We start from the raw sequence: 24,069 nt of genomic DNA, 5'->3' as shown, positions 1-24,069 counted from the left end.
GGTACGATGAGGGCATGTCGCACGCACCTACCTCCCGATCGGTTGTCTTTCGCCCCTTCCCTGCCGCGATGGTTTGCATCGCGGTGCTCTCCGCAGTCGTCCTTTCGGGACGACCGGCCGGGGCCGATGAGCCGCCGGGCAAGCAGCATCCGCCCAATCGATTAGCTGCCGAAACCAGTCCCTATCTGTTGCAGCACGCTCGCAATCCGGTCGACTGGTATCCGTGGGGCGACGAAGCGTTTGCCAAGGCCAAGGCGGAGAACAAGCCGATCTTTCTGTCGGTCGGGTACAGCAGCTGTCACTGGTGCCACGTGATGGAACGCGAATCGTTCGAGGACGTGGAGATAGCGAAATACCTGAACGAGCACTTCGTTTGCATCAAGGTCGATCGCGAGGAACGCCCCGACGTCGATGCGATCTACATGCAAGCGGTCCAACTGTTAACGCAGCGCGGCGGCTGGCCGATGTCGGTCTTTATGACGACCGACGCAAAACCGTTTTACGGCGGCAGCTACTTCCCCGCTCGCGATGGTGACCGCGAAGGAGCCCCCGGCTTTCTCTCTCTGATTCAAGCGATCCAGACCGCCTGGGAACGCGACCACGATCAGATCCTTGCCAGCGGCGACCAGATGACCGATGCGCTGCAGAAGCAGATGGACCTGGCATCGGTTCTTCCCGCGGCAGAACCTTCTTTAGGTCTGGTCGCACGCGTCGGGCAGCGACTGGCCGAAGAATATGATGCCGAACACGGCGGCTTTGGGTTTGTCGAGAACCAACCGAATCGTCCAAAGTTCCCCGAGCCGGCAAACCTCTTCTATCTGCTGCATCGGGCAACCGATGAATCGCTCGATGAACCGGTCCGCGATCAAGCCCTTGCGATGCTCACCCGCACGCTCGACAAGATGGCTGCCGGCGGGATCCAGGATCATCTGGGGGGCGGTTTCCATCGCTACAGCGTCGATCGATTCTGGCAGATCCCACACTTTGAAAAGATGCTCTACGACAACGGTCAACTGGCCAGCGTCTACGCTCGGGCGTTTACATTGACTGGAAATCCCGAATACCGCTGGATTGTCGAGGACCTGCTGGCCTGGTCGTCTCGCGAGATGCTGTCGCCCGAAGGTGGCTTCTATTCGGCGATCGATGCCGACAGCGAAGGGGAGGAGGGAGCGTTCTATCGTTGGACGAAAGACGATCTGAAAGCGTTTGCTGCCGATCCAAACTACGCCCGTTTTGCCGCGACCTATCATCTGGATGGCGAACCAAATTTTGAAGGCGAATATTTTGTCCCACAGACTGACGAACCATTGGCTACGATTGCGGAGCCTTTGAAGACCGATGCCGCCGCGTTGCGAGAGACGCTTGCGCCGCTGCGATCCACGATGCTGGCGGCTCGCGGAAAACGAACCGCTCCGATCACCGACACCAAGATCTTGACGTCGTGGAACGGTTTGATGATCCGTGGCTACGCCGATGCCGGTCGTCTGCTGGAGCAGCCCGAATATGTAGAGGTCGCCAAACGAGCGGCCACGTTTGTTTTGAAATCGTTGCGGCAACCCGACGGCACGCTCTTCCGAACCTATTCGGCGGGCCAGGCCAAGCTGAATGGCTACGTCGATGATTACGCATTTTTCGTCGACGGATTGATCGCGATCCACCAAGCGACCGGCGAACCGCAGTGGCTCGACGCCGCCCGAACGCTGACCGACATTCAGATCGCCCAGTTCTGGGATGAACAACGGGACGGATTCTTTTTCACCTCGCAAGATCACCAATCGCTGATCGCGCGGGCGAAAGATCCCGTCGATAGTGCGATCCCATCGGGAAATACGGTCTCCGCCGAGAACCTGTTGTATTTGGGCGAGCACATCGAAGCGCCGACATCGTACCACGACTACGCTCAGCGAACGATTGCAAACGTCGCTGGGCTGCTGAAACGCTCTCCCACCTCGGCCCCGCGCGCGGCGGTCTCGATGGCCAAGATCCTTGCTGAAACCAAACCATGAATGATCCGATCCTGATCCTCGGCGGCGGCATCAACGGCGTCGCGATCGCGCGGCAACTGTTGATCAATGGCCAATCGGTCGTGCTGGTCGATTCGGCCGACATCGCTTCGGGGGCGACCGCCTATTCCAGTCGCCTGATCCACGGCGGGCTGCGATATTTGGAATACGCCGAGGTGAGTTTGGTCCGCGAATCGTTGGACGAACGCTCGCGGTTGCTGAAGCTGGCGCCGCAGTTCGTCAAACCGTTGGAGCTGTTCATTCCCAGCCAGTCGCGGTTGGGCGGAGCGGTCGCGGCGACGCGGAACTTCCTTGGGATACCGGCCAAACGCTCCACTCCCAAACCGCGTGGCGCTTGGTTGGTCGGGGTCGGATTGACGATGTACGATCTGTTCGCGCGAGCCAGCACGTTGCCCAAACATTGCCGCCGCAAAGTGTCAGCTCCCGACGTGCCCCCTGTCGATCCGAAGCGTTACGGTTGGCTCAGCTCCTACTACGACGCTCAGATTCGTTTTCCCGAACGGTTTGTCGTCGGCATGATCGCCGATTGCGAAGCGCTTGCGAAACAGCATGGCGTCACGTTCGAACTGCTGACCTACCACACGACGCATCGCGATGACGCGACGCTGCGACTGGAGCCTCAACTGGCGTATCCACCCGCAGAGACGCGGACGCTGCGCCCACGAGCTGTCGTGAACGCGACGGGATCTTATGTCGATCGCGCGTTGAAAAAGATCGACGTCGATTCGAAGCGATTGATGGGCGGGACCAAGGGAAGCCATCTGATCACGTTCCATCCCCAGCTGCGTCAGATGCTCGCTGGCGGCGGTGTTTATGCGGAAGCGGACGACGGCCGCCCCGTCTTTTTGCTCCCGTTCGGCGATTGCTGCTTGATCGGGACGACCGACATCTTCTTCGACGAAAACCCTGCCAAAGCGAAAGCTTCCGACGAGGAACTCGATTACCTGGTCGCTGTTGTTAATTCGTTGTTTCCGCAAACGAAGTTCAGTCGTCAAGACATCGAATGCTTTTACTGTGGCGTGCGTCCGCTGCCGTATCGCGAGAGCGGCAAGTCGGCCGCTTCGGTGACGCGGAACCACATTCTACACGACCATCCCGACCAACCGTGGCCGATGCTGTCGATCATCGGCGGGAAATTGACCACCTGTCGCAGCCTGGCCGAAGAGACGGTCGAGTGGCTGGCCGATCGAGTCGGTTTTGAGGCGAAGGATCTTGGCCGCGATCGTCCTTTCCCCGGTCATGAGGATTGCCGCGAAGCGACGACGGCCAGCGGCGATGGCGAAATGCTTGTCGGCACCCAAATCCCGCTGGCCGTGGTCGATGCGATCATCGCCGACGAACACGTTCGCCGATTGGGCGATTTGGTGGAGCGTCGGTTGATGTTGCTGTATCATCCACGGCTGTCGCGAGCCACGTTGGACCAACTGGCATCGCGGATGGTGGCGGCTGGAATTCTGGAAGCCGACAGCGTGGGGCAGGAAGTTGCGGAGTGTGAGCAGCGGTTGTTAACGATGTTTGGAAAGCAGGTGGCGAGTTGAAGAAGACAAAATTCATCCTGGCGTTGGATCAAGGGACGACCTCCAGTCGGGCGATCCTGTTCGATCATTCGGGACAGATTCGCGGGGTGGCGCAGCAGGAATTCCGGCAGATCCTTCCGCAACCAGGGCACGTCGAACACGATCCTGAAGAGATCTGGAGCAGCCAGTTGGCAGTCGCTCGGCAGGTGATCGAGGAAGCGAAGCTGACGCATGACGACATCGCTGCGATCGGGATCACCAACCAACGCGAAACGGTTGTCGTCTGGGACCGCGAGACGGGCAAACCGATTCAGAACGCAATCGTTTGGCAGTCCCGAATCACCGCCGACCTGTGCGATCAATTGACGCGAGACGGAATGGCGGACACCTTCCGCAACAAGACAGGACTTTTGATCGATCCCTATTTTTCGGGGACCAAAATAAAATACATCCTCGATCGTCACCCCGGATTAAGAGCGCGAGCCCAACGGGGCGAGGTCCTGTTTGGTACCGTCGATTCGTTTTTGTTGTGGCGGTTGACCGGCGGAAAACATGTGACCGATTACAGCAACGCCAGCCGGACGCTGCTGTACAACATCCACGATCTCGACTGGGACGACGAACTGCTGACGGCGCTCGACATTCCGCGTGCGATGTTGCCCGAAGTGCTCCCATCGAGCGGAAGCTTTGGCGAAACGAAACCGGAGTTTCTCGGCGGCGTGATCCCGATCGCGGGCGTCGCCGGCGACCAACAGGCGGCGACGTTTGGGCAGGGTTGTTTCGAAGAGGGGAGCGCCAAGAACACCTACGGCACCGGGTGCTTCATGCTGATGAATATCGGTGAAACGCCCAAGCTTTCCGACAATCGATTGCTCACCACAATCGGCTGGGGAATCGATGGCAAGGTGACCTATTGCTTGGAGGGTTCGGTTTTTGTCGCCGGAGCGATCGTGCAGTGGTTGCGCGATGGGCTGGGAATTATCGCGGAATCGCGCGACGTCGAATCGCTGGCGTCGAAGGTCGACGATGCGGATGACGTGATCGTTGTGCCGGCCTTGGTTGGGCTGGGAGCACCGCACTGGGACCCGCACGCCCGTGGAGCGATCTTGGGAATCTCCCGCGGCACCACGGCGGCTCATATCGCTCGAGCGTCGATCGAATCGATGGCCTTTCAAACGCGCGATGTGCTCGATGCGATGCAGCAGGACGCGGGGACTAAGCTGAAAATTCTGAAGGTCGATGGCGGAGCTTGCTGCAACGATGCGTTGATGCAGTTCCAAGCCGACATCTTAGATACGGCGGTCCAACGCCCGAAGGTCAGCGAGACGACCGCTTTGGGAGCCGCGTATCTGGCGGGACTTGCCGTCGGCTATTGGAAAAATCTGAAAGCCGTCAAAGAGAACTGGGCTTTGGATCGCGAGTTCACGCCCGCGATGGATCCCGAAATTCGCGAGTCGCGATATCACAAGTGGCAGATGGCCGTCGAACGCTCCAAAGGTTGGGCGAACTCGTGAGCCGAATCAGCCCTGCTTGATCCCCAACATCCGGTCCAGCGAATCGGCCGTCTGGTAGACCAACGCTTCGGGGAAGTGTTGGTAGGGATGGAAATATTCGAACGTGAGATAGCTGTCGTAGCCGATCTGGTCGAAGGCGGCCAGCACCGCGGGCCAGTTCGTGGTCCCATCCAGCAGCGGGCGGAAGGCTTCCAACGAATGGTCGCTTCCCTTTTTGGTGAACTCTTTCAGGTGAACGTTCTTGATCCGTTTGCCCAGGATCGGAATCCAGTGCTCGGGGAACTGGTACTCCATGATGTTGCCGGTGTCGAAGTGGACTTTCACATGCTCGCTGGAGAAGCTGTCGACAAAGTCGGCCATCTCCATCGGCGACATCAGAAAACCGTTGAAGAAGATGTTTTCCATGTTCAGCGAAACGTTCAGCTTCTCGGCTTGAGGCAACAGTTTCCCGATCGCTTCGCGGGCCCGGCGATCGCAAACATCGTTAGGAGTCGGATCGTGATCGGCTCGCCACGGCATGTGGACCGCTCCGGGAACGACTAACAAATTTTCCGTTCCCAAATCGTGAGCGGCTAGCGTCATCTTGCCCGCCAGCTCCATCCCGCGGGCCCGCTCTGCAGGGTCGTTGCTGGTCAGCGGAAACGGCCAGAACAGGAACGAACAGACGCCGCTGATCTCAATCCCGATCTCGTCGGCCATCCGGCGGATCGCATGGAATTCTTTGGTCCCCGATTTGGGCGATAGTTCGCTGTCGAGATCGTAATTCAGCTCGATGCCGTCGAAGCCAGCAGCTTTGGCGAGTTCCATGCACTGCCGCAGCGACATCTTGTCGGGGTAGGGGAAGGCCCACAAATTGATCGACTTCTTCATCGCATACCGAGGCCGCGGCGGATCGGTCGATTCTCCCTGAACCGCTACCGAGCCGGCTCCATCGGCCTGACTGGCGACAGCCCAAGCGGCGCTGCCAAAAGCTGCGTAGGTCAACAGATCGCGTCGTTTCAGAGAGGATTCGGGTTGCATCGGCATCGCCTATCGAGATCGAGAATTCGGGGCCCCCAAAGCAGATCGGTTGCGATATGATACCACAACGGGAATCGCAGCGTCGCGACAAATGAGCGGTGTAGCAACGCTTGCTGTGTGAGAGTCTTCCGCTTAGTCTATAGACTTGCGGCAAGCGATACTCCGCAAAAGCTTCGCAGCGGTCTTCTACTCATCCTCTAATTCTGTCGCGAGAGAATCTACCGATGGCAGTCGAAACCAACGCAGGCCGCGCCTATCGCCATCTCCGCAGCAAGTTGCTGGCGGGCGAATTTGAACCGGGAACGCGGCTGTTGTACGGACCGATTGGCAAGGAATTAGGGATCAGCGCAACACCGGTTCGCGAAGCGGTTGGGCAATTGGTCAACGAAGGGCTTGTCGATCTGGTGCCTCAGCTCGGCGCGATCGTCCGCAAGATCGACCGCGATGAATTGATCGAACTGTATGAGGTTCGCGAAGCGATCGAACCGTACGCTGCAGCTCGGGCAGCGGAGCGGGCGGCGACGAAGCAGTTGAATCAGATTAAAGCACAAGTCGATCGGATGCTCGCGTTGACCGATCAACTGGCAAATTCCAGTTCCGAATTCGCCAACAAACGGATGACCGCCCAGTTTGAGAAAGCCGACTTTGCCTTCCACATGTTGATCATCGAAGCGACGGGCAACCAAGCGCTCGCGCGAACGGCGGTCCGCTCGCATGTGCTGACGCGCGTGTTTGGAATCCGCCGCCACCGCTACGATGTCGCCACGATGCGCAGCACCTGCGACGACCATCTCCAGATCCTGACGGCGATCCAAGCGGGCGATGTCAAGAAATCACGCTCTGCCTCAGCGACGCATATCAGCCGCGGGCTCAAAGCCTCACTCAAAGCAATCGACGAAAGCTAACCCATGCAAGCGCAATTCACGATCATCGATTGGTCGGTGCTGATTCTCTACTTTGTCGGCGTGATCGGCATCGGACTCTACTTCTCCGGAAACAGTCGTTCATCGGACAACTTCACCACCGGCGGCCGTTCGCTTCCCGGTTGGCTGTGCGGTCTGTCGATCTTCGCGACCTTCTTGAGCAGCATCAGCTATCTAGCGTTGCCGGGCAAATCCTTTGTCGACAACTGGAATCCGTTTGTCTTCTCGCTCGCCCTGCCGCTCGCCGCGCTGATTGCGGTGCGGTACTTCGTTCCGTTGTACCGATCGACCGGAGAGGTCTCGGCGTACGCGCTGTTAGAACGTCGCTTCGGTGCCTGGGCACGCGTTTATGCCAGCGCGTTCTATCTGCTGTATCAGATCGCTCGGATCGGCGTGGTGATGTATCTGATGGCGCTGCCGATGGCGGTGATTTTCGGTTGGGATATCCGTTGGATTATCGTTTGCACCGGAATCGTCGTGACCGTCTACGCGTTCATCGGCGGGATCGTGGCGGTGATCTGGGCCGATGCGATCCAGGCGATCGTGCTGTTGGCCGGAGCGTTGATCGCCGTGGCGGTGATTTTGGTCGGCTTGCCCGAAGGGCCTGGGCAGGTCTTTCAAATCGCAAACGATTCCGAAAAGTTCTCGCTCGGCAGCAGCGAAATCTGGACTGTTTCGCAGCCAACGATTTGGATCGTGCTGCTGTTTGGACTGTTCGAGAACTTGAAGAACTTCGGTATCGATCAGAGCTACATCCAACGCTACATCGCGGCGAAGAGCGATCGCGATGCGGCTCGCAGTCTGTGGATCAGCGCCGGACTGTACGTTCCGGTCAGCGCGTTGTTCTTCTTCATCGGGACGTCGCTGTTCGCCTGGTACTCCAGCTATCCCGACGACCTCGACCAAGTCCGGCAGATCGTCGCTCGCCAGCGGTTGATGCAGCAGGGCGTCGATCCAGAGTTCACCCTGTCGGCCGACAACGTCGAAATCTACTCGCCCAGCTATCAGGAACAGCTATCCACGACAGCGGCTTCGCTGACGCCGCGCGATTTGGGCGACCGCGTCTTCCCGCACTTCATCTCGGCTCACCTTCCACAGGGGCTCTCGGGGCTGTTGATCGCCGCGGTCTTTGCCGCCGCGATGAGCACGGTCTCCACGTCGTTGAACTCTTCGGCGACGTTGGTGATGAGCGACTTCTACCAGCGATTCGTTCGCCCCGAAGCGACCGATCGGCAACGGATGCGAGTGCTGCACGTCGCGACCGTCGTCTGGGGCCTGCTGGGGACCGGGATGGCGATCGCGTTGGTCCGGTTGACCGAAAGTGCGCTGGACGTCTGGTGGACGTTGTCGAGCGTTTTAGGAAGCGGGATCGTGGGACTGTTCTTGCTGGGCTTGATCAGCCAGCGGGCGAACAGCCGAGCCGCGCTCACAGCGGTCGGTAGCGGTTCGCTTGTGATCGCTTGGATGGTGCTGTCGACAAGCGGTCTGTGGCCGGAAGAGCTGGCCGAATTGCAGAGCCCGTTTCACCAGTTCTTGGTGATCGTTGTGGGGACGGTAAGCATCGTCGTGATCGGATGCATTGCCGGACTGGCGACGAGCGGCATGCGGCCGCCGGCGAAGGAGGCTTAACGGCCTTCGCGGAGCCGATAGCCAAGAAAGTTATCGAGGTCGGCTTCGGCTTCGATCATCCGAACCGTCTTTTCGATATCGTATTCGACGCGGCGGAATTCCAGCCGGCGATCTTCGACGATCACGTAACAGCTGCGTGGATCGCCGTCGCGCGGTTGCCCAACGCTACCGACATTGACCATCGCCTTCTTCCCCGACAGTTCGTAGACGTGACCGGTTTCATCGGGGCGAACGAACTGATTCTCGTGCGTGAAGACTCCCGGGACGTGGGTGTGCCCCTGGAAACAGACCTCGGGAACCATCGAGAAGATCTTTTCCATCTTGCGAGGATTGTAGGTGTCCTCGGGAAAGACGTATTCGGTCGTTGGTCCCCGCGCCGAACCGTGGACATATAACATGCCGCCGCGGCGATAGGTTCGTGGCAGATTGCACAGCAGGTCCAAGCGTCGGCGGCTGGCTTCTTTGTCGGTGCCGTTTTCCAGCTGACGCCGGGTCCAGAAGATCGCTTGTTCGGCGGCGGCGTTGAAACCTTCGGGGTCGAACAGCGCGCTGAGATCGTGATTGCCGAGGATCGTGAATTCGAATCCCGCCACGACGTCCAAGCACTCACATGGTTGCGGACCGTAGCCCACAACATCTCCAAGACAGGCGATGGAGTCGACGTTTTGCTCGGCGATGTCGGCGAGCACGGCTTGAAGCGCGACAAGGTTTCCGTGAATGTCGCTAACGATCGCCTGACGCGGCATGGAGTATTCCTAGTTTCAATCAGCCGCGACGGCGGCTGGTGTTGCAGCAGGGGCTAGCCCCGGCAGATTATTCAAATCCAGCATCGGCTGGAGTCTCGCAGTTCCAAGCCGTGTCGTCTTTACCGCCCCAGTTTAATACGATCACCCAACATGTTGGCAAGATCGGGTTCGTCGTAAATTTTCTGAGCCGTTTTTTCGACGTCGTATTCGATCCGCCGAAACTCGATCTTCATCGATTCGTCGTCCAAGACGACGTAGCAGGAGCGGCGATCTTCATCGCGTGGCTGTCCAACGCTGCCCACGTTGACCATCATCTTCTCGGGACCCAGCTGGTATTCGTAATTGCATTCCTCGGGCGTCAGGAACTCACACTGCGTCGTGAACACACCTGGAAGGTGGGTGTGGCCTTGGAAGCTGTAATGTTCGATACGAGCGAACAAGATTTCCATCTTCCGCTGATCGTAGACATATTCGGGGAAGACGTATTCGTTGGTTGGATCGCGGCTGCTGCCGTGCACGAACATAAACGGATCGGCTTTGTGCAGACGGGGCAGGGTGCCAAGAAAATCCCAGCGGCGATTCGATTCGCTGGCCGGGCCGCTGTCCAATTTGTCGCGCGTCCAATAAATCGCTTGCAGGGCGACGGGATTGAAGCCATCGGGATCGAACAGCGCCGCCTGATCATGGTTGCCCAAGATCGTAATGGCACAGCGTTTCATCACGAGATCCAGGCATTCGCATGGATTGGGACCGTAGCCGATAATGTCCCCTAAACAGACAATTTCGCTGATGTCTTGCGAATCGATATCGGCAAGGACAGCGCGCAGGGCTTCCAGATTTCCATGGATATCGCTAATCAGAGCTCGCTTCACGCTAATGCACCTCGTGGATGGAACGCTTGTTCAAGGGGAAACTATAGCCCGTCGTTGTAGAGAGTTCCACCACATGCTATTCCTCTTGTCCCTCGTTACGGGAAACAAGCTATTGTAAATTCTACGTTTTTCCGGGCACAATCCCACAATGATCTGGCATTTGGCAATTGAAACAAGCGGGCGCGAAGCCTCGATCGCCTTGTTACAAGGCAATCACCTGGTCCGCGAACTGAATTTGACGGTAGAGCAGCGTACGACGGCCAGCTTTGCCCCCGCGATCCAGACCTTGTTGGGGTTGATTCCGGCCGGCGATCCGCCGCTGGGACTTGTCAGTGTTTCGGTAGGGCCGGGATCGTTCACCGGTCTGCGAATCGGAGTGACCGCGGCAAAAACGCTCTGTTTTGCTTTGAAAGCCGATCTTGTCGCCGTCGATTCGCTGGCGATCATCTGCCAGCAACAGCGGGAAGCTTGGTTGGCGAACCCCGAACAATTTCCCGCTACGGCGCGACGAATCGCCGTCTGCACCAACGCCTACCGGGGGCAGTTATTCATCCGCACCGAGCACCTGGACGAACAAATCGACCCGGACGAAGGGGCGACCGAAATTGTCGATCGAAGCCGATGGGATGATTTGCAGGCGACGATGGACATTTATGCGGTGGGACGCCGCGTTGTCGAACCGCCGCCGAGTCGGGACGCTTCGGCGACGGAACCTTCGGCCGCCGATGAGGTCGAATATGGGACGACCTTTGATGGCTGGCCGCGGCCGATGGCAGCGACGCTCGGACGGCTCGCTTGGAAGATGTATCAATCAGGCAAGCGGGACGATTACTGGTCGTTGGTGCCGCGTTACCTTCGTAAGAGTGCTGCCGAAGAAATGGCGGATGAAAAAGACAATCGCCAAAATTCGGCTGGCACGTATTCGCAAGCAAAGAAAATTTGACACAATTGATGCGGCTCGATTGTCCCCTTTCCACCCAAGGCCGATCCCTTGCTCGTATCCAGCTCCAGTTCTACCGCTCCCGACCACAGCCGCTTTGTCGACGGAACTGCCGTCACCACGCTCGCCTTTGATCGCAGTGGCGATCTCGCCGCGTACGCCGCCGCAGCGATCGCTGAATCGATTCATTCGCACAATCAAGCTGGCAAGCAGACCGTCTTGGGATTGGTGACCGGTTCGACCCCCACTGGCACGTACCGCGAATTGATCCGGCTGCATCGCGAGCAAAAGCTCGACTTCTCCAACGTTAAGATCTATCTGTTGGGCGAATACATCGGGCTGAATCCCGAGAGTCCGCAGAGCCATCTGACTTCGATTCGCCATTATCTGACCGACCACGTCAACATCCCCGCGGAAAACGTGTTGGTCCCCGACACCACCGTCAGCGTCGACCGGATCGAATCGGTCTGCAACGCTTACGAACAAGCGATTCAGGACGACGGCGGATTGGACATCGTCGTCTGTGGCATCGGTCGCAACGGGCACGTCGTATTCAACGAGCCTTTCAGCATCCGCAACAGCCATACGCGGATGTGTACGCTCGATCCAGTCACCCGCCGAGCCGCTGCGAGCGACTTCTTCGGCGAGGAATACGTTCCAACCCATGCCGTCACCGCCGGCTTGGAAACGATCCTCAACGCGCGCAAGATCCTTTGCCTGGCGTTGGGGGAACACAAAGCCGGTCTGGTTCGCGAAGCGTTTGAAGGGGGAATCACCGATCGCGTTCCCGCCAGCTTCCTGCAAGAACATCCCAACCTCGAACTGTTGCTGGACCAACCCGCCGCGGGGATGCTGACCGGCATCGCGACCCCATGGTTGTTGGGCAACATGTCGTGGGACGAACCGATGATCAAGCGGGCGGTCCTGTGGCTCAGCGAAGTCGCCGGCAAGGCGCTGCTGAAACTGGACGACAACGATTTCCGCGTCAACGACCTGCACCAATTGCTGCGTCACTACGGCCCCGCCGAACGATTGGCTCATCGCGTCTTCCGGATGATGATGGACACGATCGATTACCATCCGGCCGGTCGCGATGATCAGGTCTGCTTGTGCTTCAGTCCCCATCCGGACGACGACGTGATCAGCATGGGCGGCACTTTGATCCGCTTGGTCGAAGACGGTCATCAGACGCATGTCGCTTATATGACCAGCGGCAACATCGCCGTCTTCGATCACGACGCGCTCCGCGTTGCCGATCTGGTGACCGAATACAACCGCCTGTTCAACATCGATCTAGATCGGTCGGCGGAAGTTGAAAAACAGGTTCGCCGCGGTCTCGATTCGAAGCGACCGGGACAGCCCGATTGCGAAGAGATCCAACGAATCAAAGGCCTGATCCGCTGGAGCGAAGCTCGCGCGGCAGCCGTCAAAGCGGGCTGCAAAGAGGAGAACCTGCACTTCTTGGATCTCCCGTTCTACCGCACCGGAACGGTCACCAAAAATCCGGTCGGCGAAGAGGATGTGCAGATCATTTACGATCTGTTGCTGAAAGTGAAACCACACGTCGTCTTTGTCGCTGGCGATCTGGCCGACCCTCACGGCACGCACCGCGTCTGCGCCGAAGCGATCTTCCTGGCGCTGGGACGATTGAAGGAAAAGAATCAACCGGTTCCCGAGGTGCTGCTGTACCGCGGGGCGTGGCAGGAATACGCGTTGCACGAGATCGAGATCGCGGTGCCGTTGAGTCCCGACGATTTGGAGCTGAAACGCAAAGCGATCTTCATGCACGAGAGCCAGAAGGACGAAGCCCTGTTCCCCGGCAGCGATCCACGCGAATTTTGGCAACGTGCCGAGGACCGCAACCGCGGCACCGCCGACGCGTACAACCAATGTGGGTTGCCAGAATATTACGCGTTGGAAGCCTTCACGCGCTGGAACGGCGAACCGATCTAACGCGTTGGCACCATCGCGCGGCGAGGCCAGCGAAGCGGAGCCCGTTTGCGAAATGCAACCATCAGCAGCGCAGGCAACAGAATCAGATCGCCGATCAACGCGGCGATCATCGTGATGCAACAGAGCGCTGAGAACAACTTGATCGCGGGCATGGGATTCAACAGCATCGATCCAAATCCAGCGACCAAGATCCCAGTCGTCAGCAGCAGCGCTGGCCCGACGCGGAGCATCGTGATGCGAACCGATTCGGCGACCGGGCGTGTCGGTCTTCGATCCTGTTGAAAGTGCGTGATCACATGGATCGTGTCGTCGACCGCCAGGCCAAGGCACAGCGAAAAGGTCAGCGCCGAAGTGATCTGCAGCGGATAGCCCAAGATCGATAATCCGGCGGCGGTGATCAACAGCGGCAACATGTTGGGGATGAAGCTGATCAAGCCGATCAACAGCGATCGAAACTGGATCGACATCACCGCGAAGATCAAGACGCTAGCCACCGATAGACTGCGAGCCAAATCGCCGATCACCGCTCGCATGTTCTGCGCCGCGGCAACGACGGTGCCGGTGACTTCGATTTCGAAATCGGGATGCGTCGCCATGATCGGCTCCAGCTTGGCATCCAACCGCAACAGACGCTCCTCCAACGCGATCGCTCCATCGTTGGGCACCCGCGTGCTGACTAGCATCTGCCGCTGATCGGGGTTGAAGATCCGATCGACAGCGCCGCGGCGACCTTCGATCAATTGATACTTCTCCTCCCACGAACGCCCTGGGAATCCGGCCAACGTGTTGTAGATCGATGCTGGCGGAGCGAAGCCTGTTGTCTCTTTGACCGCTTTGGAGACCCGCCCGGCAACGACGTTGATCTCCGACGCCGGGAACGACAACGTCTCGGGCCAGCGGATGATAATCAGCACCGGCAGCGCGCCGCCAAGCTCCGCGTCGGCAAGCCGCAGCGCCTCGTTCGTCTCATCCGCCTCGGGGATCGCTTCGGTCCAGCGGATATCGACTTTCTGATCGATCGCAAAAGGCAACATCGCAAAAAAGGCAACGATTCCCAGCAGCGAAACGCGAATCGGAACCCGCAGCGGCATCCGCGAAACTCCCGCCATCATCGATTCCATCCACGGGACGCTGCTGCCGCGGCGGCTGTGCAGATGCGATTCGGGAAGGAAACGAATCGCCAGCGGCAGCACGCACAGGTCGGCGATCAACGCCGCCGCCGCACCGATCCCGGCCCACAAACCAAACTCCGCGACCGCATCCAACCGCGACAATTGCAGCGAACCGAAGCCGATCATCGTCGTCAACGAAGTCAATAGACACGCCGGGCCGACACGCAGTAACGACGCATAGATCGCGCGGCGCCGCGTGTGCCCGGCGGCCAAGCGACGATTCGCTGCCAACAGCAGATGGATCGCATCGGTCAGGCCGATCACGAAGATCAGCGACGGCAGCGAACTGGTCAGCCCGCCGACAGCCACTCCGCACCAGCCCATCAATCCAAACGTCCAGATCGAACCGAGCGTCGGCCCCAACATGCAGACGCCAACCGGCGCCAGGCCGCGGAACAGCAGCAGCGACGCGGTCATGCCGGCGATCATGGCGAACGCCGATCCGTAGAACAGTGACCCTTGGATCGAAGACAACACGCCGTCGCGAATCGCCGGATGGCCCGCTTTCCAAACGCGCAGACCGCTGTCGGTTTCAAAGCCTTCGATCACGGTGTCGATCGGCGCGATCGCCGATCCGATCTGCGATTGGGTGAGATCGCGTCCTTTTAACAGCACCCAAAAGACCATCAGTTCGCCGCTGTCGCTGATCAATTGCCCCGCGGCCGATGGATGCGATGTCAGGTCGTGGCGGATCTTTTCCGCATCCCAGCCCGGCGGAATCGCTTCGGGCAGCACGGGCAACATCGCCCCGCCGCGGCGCAAATCGAAGACGCTTGCGACGCCAGCGACATCGTCGAGCGATTGCAATTGGTCGCGGAGAGCTCGCAAGCGATCGATCGATTGCGGGTCTAAAAGACGATCCCCTTCGATCATCAACAACAGATCGTTGTCATCGGGGCCGAAGACCTCGTGCAGATCGCTCAGCTGATGACTAGAGCGGTCGTTGGACGAGAAGACCGCGTTGGGAGAGGTATCGAAGCGAAGTCGCAGCAGGCCCATGCCACAGCTGACGGTCACCGCCAGCACGATGCATAAGAATAAGAACGGTCGGCCTACCGTCAATCGCGCCCAGATTCGCATCCGTCGTGTTCTCCCTAACCGACTTCAAGCTTCACCAAACGCAGGTGCTACAGTTCGGTTTGGTTGCGAGATTCGGGAGTCGACACATCCAGGGAACCATCCGAACCGCGGTCGACTCGCACCCGTGGCGTGTCGACTTCGACGTTGCCATCGCGATTCGCTTTGACCTTCACGTTGGGTGTCTTCACGTCGACGCCACGTCCCGATTCGTGATTGACTTCGACGCCACCGGCTTTCACGTCGACACGCTGTCCCGGTTTCACATCGACATCGACGCCCGGTGCATCGACCTGAACACCGTTCTCCGCATCGTAAGAGAACCCGCCTCCAGGCCATTTGATATCGATGCCATCGGATTTTCCCGACTTCTGCGACTGCGACTCCTCGCAACCGGTTAACAAAACGGCGAGACCGATCAACGCGACAGAGAAAGCTTTCATGGCACTAGCCGTATGTGGGAGGTAATGGGCTTCATGGGGCGGACAAATTCAACGTACCGGATCCAGGTGCGGTTGAACAGATCGGATCGGTTCTCGATCGCAGCCCCAATCCCCCCGCAGCGATCGCCCTATTCGCTCTTCAGCCCAAAACTGGCCATGTGCAGACCGCTGGTATCGTCGTAGGCGAACGAACCGGCGGGGGCCATGTATTGGGTGAAAACCGAAAGCGGCGGCAGGTCGTTGTCTTCCAAGGCATCGTGGAACATCTTGGCGACCGGATTGTTTTCGGCCAGCCGACGCAGTCCCTCACGCATCGGCGGTGCCTTCAGCATTTCGTAGACAGCTCGGAACGATTCTTCGGGACGGGTGAAAGAGAACATGAACGGCGGGCGACCGTCCAATTGGCCCGACAGTTCGCCGGCGATCAAATCGTATTCGATCAGATTCGAGATCGGTCCCGGGCCGCTCCCCGTTTCGGTCTTGATCGCCTGCTCCAGGAACTGGCGACTGTCGGTGTAGACCAGATGGTCTCCCACGATCGCAACGTGTGGTTGGCCGCGACGCATGTACTCTTGCATCGACTCGGGAATCTTCGCCTCGCGTCCGGCGTACAGCGTCACTCCGGCAAACTTTTCCGCATTCCAGTCGGGCAGGTTGGCCATCGCTTTGCCGAGCGTCTCCTCCGCGGCAACGGGATCTTTTAGTTGAGCGCCGAACAAGTTGACTTGGCTTCCAAATCGGGCTGGCGTTTCAATCCATCGCGACGTGGTGAAGCGGCCGGTCAGTTGCGAGATCAGGTCGGTCTGCAGATCGACTTTCAGCTGGCGGTTCGCTTTCCCAAAGATGTCTTCGTTAAAACTGCCTGCACCACGGATCTGATCGTAGACACGTCGCGCACCATCCAGCGACTTTTCGACCTCCCAGTTGATCGCCATGAAACCCGTGGCATCGGACGGGACAAAGCTTGGCGGTCCGACGGGGCCCTGTTGCGGTCGCACGACCGACAGCACCCCGCCGCGACGCGGATCCAGCAACAGGTGCATGTGCGATATCGATTCGAAGCGTTTGCCGCCGGTAAAAATACTGCCACCGACTCCCTTGATTCCCTCGAGTCCCAGATTTTGAACGATGAAGAAGAACATCCCCGCCCCGCTCCCCGAAGCGGTTGCTTTGTCGAGGATACCGTAAGGATCGACGTAGAAAGTCAGCTGAGGTCGCGTCTCTTCGGTCCCAACGCAGTGGCTCATCACGGTCGTAAAGTTCGAATTGCCCGACAGACGTTCGTCGTCCAATGAACCCTTCCAGCGCATCAAGATCTCGCGAACCGAATCGAGCTCGCTGCCGATGACCAAAGTGTCGTCGTGGACGAGATAGTGCATCGATTGGGGGCGATTGCCCATCTGCAACGAAACGATCTCGACGTTCTGTTCGGTTGCCACGGTCCGTTGGAAGCCGTTTTCTGTCATCTGTCCTTCGGCGGTCTCCAACAATCGACGCAGCACGGGCGTTTGGTCTCCCGATTCGATGATCGCAACGATGCCAAAGGAGAGCCGCGTGGTCAGTCGCTGTTGGCGACGTTTTTGCTGCAGTCGCTCGCGAATCGCTTCGGGAGACTCATCGTCAACTTTGGGCGTGTTTTCCGTGGCATCGCCGTTGACGGGAGCCTCTTTCATTCGTTGGAGCCTCGCTTCGGCATCGGTTGGAACCAACGCGACCGAAAGCTCCCCTTGAGAGATCGATAGCAATTCGTCCAGCGTCACGCCCAGCTGCTCGCTCATGTTGGCGATCAAATCCTGCGCCCCTGTATAGACTTGGGATACCAGCGGTCGGACTTGCGGATCGGCAGCCATTCGCCCGGCGGCGGATTCTCGCATGATCTGGCGGTAAGCGGCGGTATCGTCGATCCGGAAATAGGCCAACGATTCGCTCGGCAGCAGCCGCGGGGCGGTCGGCCGCGGATCGGACTGGCCCATCGAAACCGACACGGTCAACAGCGATAGCAGGCATGCGGAGAGCCCGCAGCGGACGGAGGAGTACATTCGAAGGCCACCTGTTGGAAGATTTGAGTTATCGAGTGGAGCGATCTCAATTTGGGGGGAGTGCTCGCGTGAATTCATTCTATTCGTGGAGTTATTGCCGTACTTGGCCGGTGTAAGAATAATTTTTGGTATCTTTGCGATAATCGATACAATCGGTTACTGAGGCCGCAAGTTTGTGCGGCATGTTCGTTACAGCCGAAATCATGAGTACGATGGTTGTATAAGTTTCAAACCGCATTTCGAGCCCGACCCGATGAAGCATCTGATCACCATCAGCATCCTGCTGACAGCACCTGGATTGGTCGCGAGCGTCCACGCTCAAGGCAACGCCGGCAATGCGGGTGGAAACCTGTCGACGACCGGACAAGTCGCCGGTGGCGAACTGGCGACGATCGACGTGGAGTCGGCGTTTGCCGGGGGCGTGCAGCGCGATGGCACGATCGGTGCCTCCGGGAGCACCGTCCCGGCCTTCAGCACTCAAGGCCAAGCGGCTCAAGGTACCACCGGGGCGCGATCGACCGCGCTGGGTGGCGGTGCGATGGGGGGAGCCTTTGGCGGGGCGTTCAATCAATTGTTTGGTGCGGGGGCTCAAGGCCAGTCGCAATCGAACCAGAAAACCTTCCGCACGCGTCTGCGTGGCGAAATCGAAGTCGACCGTCCGAGTGTCGCTTCGCGGCAATCGACGATTCAAAATCGTTTGGTCAATCTGCCCGTTGCCGCTCGCATGACGGGAGTTCGTTTGAAAATGAACGACCGCACCGCCGTGTTGACCGGCAACGTGAAGACGGAAAAAGATCGTCGCATGGCCGAGATGCTGATGCGGCTGGAACCGGGCGTTTCGAAAGTCGACAACCGCTTGATCGTCGAAGGGATGGGCGAACTGATCCCACCCGGTACGGCTGAATAGGCGACGCCGCGATGATTTTTAGCTGGATTGCACAGCGGCGGCGCGACCGCATCCGTCGCCAACCGATGCGCAGCGATTGGTCGCAGATCATCGATCGCAATGTCGCATATGTGCATCGCTTAAACCACGACGAGCGAGCCAAGCTCGAATCGGACGCGCTCGTTTTCATCGCGGAAAAAAATTGGGAAGGCTGCAAGGGCCTTACCATGAACGATGAGATTCAGGTCACGATTGCAGCTCATATCAGCCTGCTGTGCCTCGGTTTCACCGACCAATTCTTCGACATGGTTCAATCGATCCTTGTCTACCCCGATGTCTATACGGCCAAGAGTCACACGTCGATCGGATCGGGAGTCCTGATGGAAGGCGTCTCGCATCGCGAGGGAGAAGCCTGGTATCGCGGCCCAGTCATCCTTTCCTGGGCCGATGTTTTGGAAGATGGCGACCGCGACAATGATGGCAACAATCTGGTGCTGCATGAATTTGCACACCAATTGGATATGCTCAACGGACGCGTCGTCGACGGAACGCCGCCACTGGAAACGCAAGCTCAGTTCGACCGCTGGCAGACGCTCATCGAGCGCGAGTACGAGCAATTGGTATCCGATTGCCAATACGGACGCTCTCACGTGATCAACAGCTACGGTGCCGAACACATCAGCGAATTCTTCGCCGTCGCTACCGAAACCTTCTTCGAACGCCCGCTATCGTTCCGCGCCCGACATCCGGAACTGTACGAGATCTTCTCGCAATACTATCGCCAAAATCCCGCCGCGCGTTTCGACGGCTAGACAGCTTTCGCCGGCATGAAGCATTCCGCCCTGACCAATGGGATCCGCTGCGATCCTGCGGACGGATCGGCGGGAGTTCGCTCTTCAGGAATTCGCGTCAGAGGGTGCTGACCTTCTTGATTTGCGCTATCCGATTTGGAATCAGCCGATTCAGGGATCGCCACACTTTGCCCATCAATTTGTGGCTGTCCCCTTCCGGACTTCTCTTTTTCCTGATTTCTGCCCCGACAGAGCGATTGCCCGACTCCCAGAATCCGCCCACCTGGACATGCTATGTCCACCACCCCCTCTACCGGGTAAATGTTCCGTTATACTCTTGTCGACGCGTTTTGTTGGGGTGCGCAATGCACACATGGGGTATAGCGGTGAGCCATGACGGCCTGGAAGCGAGGTTTGGTTGATGAGCATGGGAACGCAGCGGACGCGTCATCCTCGTTTACTTCGGTTGATTGCGCTCGAACGACGCGACGAGACCATCAAGACGCTGGCGAAATCATTGGGCGTCGGTGAGAAAACGGTCCGCCGAGACATCGCGGGGCTGCGTCAGCTCCCGTTCGCGATTCAAGAGTACGCGGAGCAGAACGGTCGCAAGACCTACAGTTTGTCCCGCGATGCGATCGAGCAGGTGCGGTTCACCTACGACGAAGCGTTCTCGTTGATGATCTGCCAGGCCGGCACCAGCGGTTTCGAACACATGTTGATCGGCGACGCCTCTCGCTCGGCATTTGAGAAGATCCGAGTCGCACTTGGCGGCAACCGAGCCGATTATTTTGAGCGGATCTCCCCGTGGCTCCTCTGCTCGCCAGGGGATGGGAATTGCCACGAGCGACCGAGTACTCGACGCAATCACGCTGGGGATTGGAGAGAGCGGAGCGACCTTCATCGCCAACCGCTCAGCCTGCTCGATCGAGCCTGTCACGCTGACCGGCACGATCGAAATCAAAAGCTACATCCTCAGCTTCGGCCCAGCCGCCGATGTCATCGAACCCGAGTCACTTGGTAAAGAAGTCGCCGATGAACTTCAGCCAATGCTCGCCCGCTACACGAGCGAATCACCTTCACGAATCAACAATGCTGCGAGTATGAGGAAATGAACGAACCACAAAAAGTCACACGCTATTGCCCCGAGTGCAAAACGAAGGTTACTGCGGAGGAACAAAGGTTTGCGACCCCGCAAATCTGCCCGAAATGCAAGACCCGCGTGCTGTTCGTCGATTACTTCAACGTCCGGCCCGAGCTCCCCCCTGTATTGGTCGAGTTTGTCGGCTCCGGCACTCCGTTGAGTCAACCCAAGGTGCAACTGGTTGGCTTAGTTGCAGTTGTCGCCCTAGCAATTGCTTTCATCGGCGCGGCGTTCTCGGGGATTTCCATCGGGTTGTTCATCGTTGCAGGTGCTACCTTCGTACTGGGACTTGCGGGGGGCGCGTACTGGTTAGATCACGGCACCAAAACTAACCAACTGCGGCAATCCTATCGCGACCTGATGCAAACGGCGGAACAATTGCATCGCCAACAGACCGCACTTGTACAGCAATGCCACGGTTTTCAATCGAATTTTGAACAACTCATCGCTGTGGAAACCGCGACGATTCAGCAACAGCATGCCAAACTATTGGCCGATGCGGCCACCGATCGCGAGAATGCCGCCAATGAATGGTCTGCTGTTCAAGTTCGCGTGTCAGAAGCAATGGACGAGGCAAAGACCGAGATCGCCTCGTACGAGGCCGCCGCCGCAGCAATCGCAACCAGATATCTGACCGAAGTTCGCAAAGGAATCAAATCCAAACTCAATTCCAACAACTACCACAAGATGCTTGAGACGTATGAAAAAGCGGTCGAGTTTTGCGGCAAGAAAGGATATCCGGTTGCTCCCGAAATTTATGAGTCCGTCAAAGCAGAACTAAAGGAAGACTATGCAGAAGCCGTTCGCAAGGAAGTTCAGCGGGCCGAGCAGGCACGAATTAGAGAACAAATAAAAGAAGAACAAAAAGCCGAACGAGAACTCGAACGCGAAATGAAACGGATCGCCGCGGAACGCCAAGCCATTGAAAAGGCCTTGGCGGAAGCGTTAGCACAAACTCAAGACGAGCATTCCGCTGAAGTGGAAGAATTACGACGTCGACTGCAGGAAGCCGAGTCGAAGGGCCAACGCGCCCTGTCGATGGCTCAGCAAACCAAATCGGGGCACGTGTACGTGATTAGCAACATCGGCAGTTTCGGCGATCAAGTCTTCAAGATCGGAATGTCGAGGCGACTTGATCCCATGGACCGCATCAAAGAACTTGGCGACGCATCGGTTCCCTTCCCGTTCGACGTCCACATGATGCTGGAAAGTTCCAATGCGCCGGCTTTGGAAAACGCCCTCCATCGCGCGTTCCATGATCGCAGAGTCAACGGAGTCAACCTACGCAAAGAGTTCTTCCGCGTCTCGATTCAAGAGATCATTGATCTCGTCGAAGGCCTGCAAGACGACGAACAACACACCATCCCCTTCACTGCGGGTCCATTCACGATCGAACCCGAAGCCGATCAATATCACGCAACACTTGCGATGACCGACGAAGACAGAGATATGATCGATTCGACCTATGAGTCTGAAGCAGATACTGCCAATGCATGAAAAGGGGCGTAAACGGTTTCGGATCCCTATGTTGGTTTACGAAAACTTCTTAGACATCTATCGTCCACAAGCAAGGGGCGATTTGGAGACAGCCACAAACTGGATTACTTGCCCAGCGGACTACGGGGCGTAATGCACGCCCGCCAGGGCTAGTCCGCGTTGGAGTTTAGGCGAATCAGCTTAAAACATAGACTACACCTGGCACGACGCGCGGGGCGATGCCCACGTGGTTAAACTAGAAAAATTCGTGCTGGCTGGTTCGTCCCCCTTTTCCCTGCTCTGCTTCTCGAAGGATCGTCCCCATGATTTCAATCGACCAAACGTTTGTAGATTCGGAGGCGCCCAACAGTAACGCGATCAGTAACGGGCGCGGTTTGTTGGTCAAAGGAAAGTTCGTCGCGCTGCATAAGAGCGATGACGAGACGATCCTGTTTGGCGAGTGTAGCGGCAGCGGACGGACGAACTATCACTGCTCGTGCGACTTCATCACGCCGGGCAAAGTCACCTACCGCTGCTCCTGTCCCAGCCGTCAGTTTCCCTGTAAGCATTGCATCGGGCTGATGTATGCCTTTACCGACGGCAAGCCATTCGCTGTGGCTTCGGTTCCCGAAGACCTTGCCGCCAAGCGGGAGAAGTTGGAACAGCGGGTGGAGAAAAAGAAAGCCGATGCGACCAAGCCTCGGAAGGTCAACAAGTCGGCTCTAAAGAAGAAGATCCAAGCTCAATTGGACGGCCTGACGCTGCTGGAACAATTGACTCACGAATTGATTCGCACGGGGATGGGGAACACCAACGCCAAGACTGCGAAGAACATCGAACAACAAGCCAAACAACTGGGGAACGCCTATCTGCCCGGCGCCCAATCGGCGCTGCACGCTTATACGAAACTGTTCTCTGGCGACGACGGCGGCTTTGATTCCTCGGTCGCACCACAGCAGCGCGAAGCGATCTACAGCCAGGCGTTGGATCAATTGACTCAATTAAACGCGTTGATCAAAAACGGCCGCAGCTATCTGAACGATCGACTGGCCGACCCCGAACTCGCCGCGGAGACGCAGTCGACGATTGCGGCTTGGCTGGGGCATGCGTGGCAGTTACGTGAGTTAAAAGAGGCGGGGCTGGTTCAAGAAAATGCCGAACTGATTCAACTCGCCTTCAACTCCTACGACGACATCGCGCGGCGGGAACTTGTCGACACCGGAATCTGGATGAATCTAGGGGACGGCCAGATCGGACTGACTCTAAATTTCCGGCCTTACAAAGCCCTGAAATTTGTCAAAGCGGAGGACAGCTTTTTTCAGATCGCTCAAGTTCCTGAACTCTGCCTATATCCGGGGGACATCAATCCGCGAATCCGTTGGGACGCGCTCACGCCACGCCCCGTTGAGGCTTCCGATTTGCAAGCCGTCCGCCGGCACGCGCACAGCGATTTCGCCACCATCCTGAAGACGATCAAGACGCATCTGAAGTCGCCGCTGGCTGACCGGCGACCGATCGTGGCACTAAACTATGCTCAGATCGGCAAGGTTGGCGACGATCTGGTCGTCGAAGATGCCGCCAAGACGCGGATCGTGTTCACCGAAACGGGACAGGCCGAAGAGCCGGCCAGTTGTCATTTGTTGCAGTTGCTGCCGCCGGAGATGTTCCAAAACCAGACCTTGATCGGCCGCTTCCATCACGACCTGCGAGCCCGTACGCTGCGAGTGAAACCACTGAGTATCGTGACCGCCAGCCAAGTCTTCCGATTGACGTTTTAAGCAGTTCAATCGGTCAGCCCTTGTTGGGGACCAATGCAAACGCTGCCGGAGCGAATTCCAAGTAGAACCGAGCAGGGGGAGGCGTTATCATAGATCCTCCCCCGACGGTGCCTCCCCCCAACTCC

19 protein-coding genes are annotated in these 24,069 nt (G+C 58.1%); 13 read left to right on the top strand and 6 right to left on the bottom strand.

The window, feature by feature from the left end; all coding sequences use genetic code 11:
* The first annotated feature begins 14 nt into the window (after positions 1–14).
* Genes Poly24_RS19595 through glpK form a run of 3 tightly spaced genes read left to right on the top strand, consistent with a single transcriptional unit; the run spans position 15 to position 5,055 of the window.
* Positions 15–2,006, top strand: coding sequence for a thioredoxin domain-containing protein (locus Poly24_RS19595; RefSeq protein WP_231753236.1), 1,992 nt, complete (start codon positions 15–17; stop codon positions 2,004–2,006).
* A complete protein-coding gene (locus Poly24_RS19590; protein ID WP_145099448.1) occupies positions 2,003–3,562 on the top strand; it encodes a glycerol-3-phosphate dehydrogenase/oxidase in 1,560 nt (519 codons plus the stop codon). Before Poly24_RS19595 ends, Poly24_RS19590 begins: the two co-directional genes overlap by 4 nt.
* A complete protein-coding gene (glpK, locus tag Poly24_RS19585; RefSeq protein WP_145099445.1) occupies positions 3,559–5,055 on the top strand; it encodes a glycerol kinase GlpK in 1,497 nt (498 codons plus the stop codon). Before Poly24_RS19590 ends, glpK begins: the two co-directional genes overlap by 4 nt.
* 6 nt (positions 5,056–5,061) lie before the next feature.
* Here glpK and Poly24_RS19580 read toward each other — a convergent pair whose 3' ends face one another.
* Positions 5,062–6,075: a sugar phosphate isomerase/epimerase family protein gene (locus tag Poly24_RS19580; protein ID WP_145099442.1), complete on the bottom strand. Its 1,014-nt coding sequence runs from the start codon at positions 6,073–6,075 to the stop codon at positions 5,062–5,064.
* Positions 6,076–6,299: 224 nt separating this feature from the next.
* Between Poly24_RS19580 and Poly24_RS19575 the strand changes: the two genes are divergently transcribed.
* A complete protein-coding gene (locus Poly24_RS19575; RefSeq protein ID WP_145099440.1) occupies positions 6,300–6,980 on the top strand; it encodes a GntR family transcriptional regulator in 681 nt (226 codons plus the stop codon).
* Positions 6,981–6,983: 3 nt separating this feature from the next.
* Positions 6,984–8,627 (top strand): sodium:solute symporter, encoded by a 1,644-nt coding sequence (locus Poly24_RS19570; RefSeq protein WP_145099437.1) that lies wholly within the window; start codon positions 6,984–6,986, stop codon positions 8,625–8,627.
* On the opposite strand, the gene Poly24_RS19565 is transcribed toward Poly24_RS19570, so the two are convergent.
* Together Poly24_RS19565 and Poly24_RS19560 are read right to left on the bottom strand one after the other, a co-directional pair.
* Positions 8,624–9,373, bottom strand: a complete 750-nt coding sequence (locus Poly24_RS19565; RefSeq protein ID WP_145099434.1) for a metallophosphoesterase family protein — start codon at positions 9,371–9,373, stop codon at positions 8,624–8,626. The genes Poly24_RS19570 and Poly24_RS19565 overlap by 4 nt on opposite strands.
* Positions 9,374–9,492: 119 nt before the next feature.
* Positions 9,493–10,245, bottom strand: coding sequence for a metallophosphoesterase family protein (locus tag Poly24_RS19560; protein ID WP_145099431.1), 753 nt, complete (start codon positions 10,243–10,245; stop codon positions 9,493–9,495).
* Positions 10,246–10,405: 160 nt separating this feature from the next.
* Between Poly24_RS19560 and tsaB the strand changes: the two genes are divergently transcribed.
* Positions 10,406–11,188 carry a tRNA (adenosine(37)-N6)-threonylcarbamoyltransferase complex dimerization subunit type 1 TsaB gene (gene tsaB / locus Poly24_RS19555; protein WP_197452030.1) on the top strand — a complete coding sequence of 261 codons (783 nt, stop codon included), beginning with the start codon at positions 10,406–10,408 and terminating at the stop codon, positions 11,186–11,188.
* A gap of 48 nt (positions 11,189–11,236) precedes the next feature.
* Entirely contained in the window at positions 11,237–13,138 is a 1,902-nt protein-coding gene (locus Poly24_RS19550) for a 6-phosphogluconolactonase (RefSeq protein WP_145099425.1), read from the top strand.
* On the opposite strand, the gene Poly24_RS19545 is transcribed toward Poly24_RS19550, so the two are convergent.
* The 3 genes from Poly24_RS19545 to Poly24_RS19535 form a co-directional block, all read right to left on the bottom strand.
* Positions 13,135–15,390: an efflux RND transporter permease subunit gene (locus Poly24_RS19545; protein ID WP_145099422.1), complete on the bottom strand. Its 2,256-nt coding sequence runs from the start codon at positions 15,388–15,390 to the stop codon at positions 13,135–13,137. The genes Poly24_RS19550 and Poly24_RS19545 overlap by 4 nt on opposite strands.
* A 47-nt stretch (positions 15,391–15,437) precedes the next feature.
* Positions 15,438–15,830, bottom strand: a complete 393-nt coding sequence (locus tag Poly24_RS19540; protein WP_145099419.1) for a hypothetical protein — start codon at positions 15,828–15,830, stop codon at positions 15,438–15,440.
* Between the two features lie 128 nt (positions 15,831–15,958).
* The gene (locus Poly24_RS19535) at positions 15,959–17,869 is read right to left on the bottom strand and encodes a hypothetical protein (protein ID WP_145099416.1); all 1,911 of its coding nucleotides are present in this window, start codon (positions 17,867–17,869) and stop codon (positions 15,959–15,961) included.
* A gap of 253 nt (positions 17,870–18,122) precedes the next feature.
* Here Poly24_RS19535 and Poly24_RS19530 point away from each other — a divergent pair, with 253 nt between their 5' ends.
* The 6 genes from Poly24_RS19530 (at position 18,123) to Poly24_RS19510 (ending at position 23,944) form a co-directional block, all read left to right on the top strand.
* Entirely contained in the window at positions 18,123–18,776 is a 654-nt protein-coding gene (locus Poly24_RS19530; protein ID WP_145099413.1) for a BON domain-containing protein, read from the top strand.
* Between the two features lie 11 nt (positions 18,777–18,787).
* On the top strand, positions 18,788–19,567 hold the full coding sequence (locus tag Poly24_RS19525) for a M90 family metallopeptidase (RefSeq protein ID WP_145099410.1): 780 nt from the start codon (positions 18,788–18,790) through the stop codon (positions 19,565–19,567).
* A 400-nt stretch (positions 19,568–19,967) separates the two neighbouring features.
* Positions 19,968–20,570 (top strand): helix-turn-helix transcriptional regulator, encoded by a 603-nt coding sequence (locus Poly24_RS19520; protein ID WP_231753235.1) that lies wholly within the window; start codon positions 19,968–19,970, stop codon positions 20,568–20,570.
* On the top strand, positions 20,488–20,661 hold the full coding sequence (locus tag Poly24_RS27950) for a hypothetical protein (RefSeq protein ID WP_449314252.1): 174 nt from the start codon (positions 20,488–20,490) through the stop codon (positions 20,659–20,661). The genes Poly24_RS19520 and Poly24_RS27950 overlap by 83 nt, the downstream gene beginning before the upstream one ends.
* A complete protein-coding gene (locus tag Poly24_RS19515; RefSeq protein WP_145099408.1) occupies positions 20,658–22,187 on the top strand; it encodes a GIY-YIG nuclease family protein in 1,530 nt (509 codons plus the stop codon). The genes Poly24_RS27950 and Poly24_RS19515 overlap by 4 nt, the downstream gene beginning before the upstream one ends.
* Positions 22,188–22,489: 302 nt before the next feature.
* Complete coding sequence (locus Poly24_RS19510; protein ID WP_231753234.1) at positions 22,490–23,944, top strand: SWIM zinc finger family protein; 1,455 nt, start codon at positions 22,490–22,492, stop codon at positions 23,942–23,944.
* The last annotated feature ends 125 nt before the right edge of the window (positions 23,945–24,069 follow it).

It is taken from the genome of Rosistilla carotiformis (assembly GCF_007753095.1).
In the GTDB taxonomy this organism is placed as follows: domain Bacteria; phylum Planctomycetota; class Planctomycetia; order Pirellulales; family Pirellulaceae; genus Rosistilla; species Rosistilla carotiformis.
The sequence above is the reverse complement of the archived record's forward strand: the minus strand, read 5'-3'. Positions and strand labels throughout refer to the sequence as shown.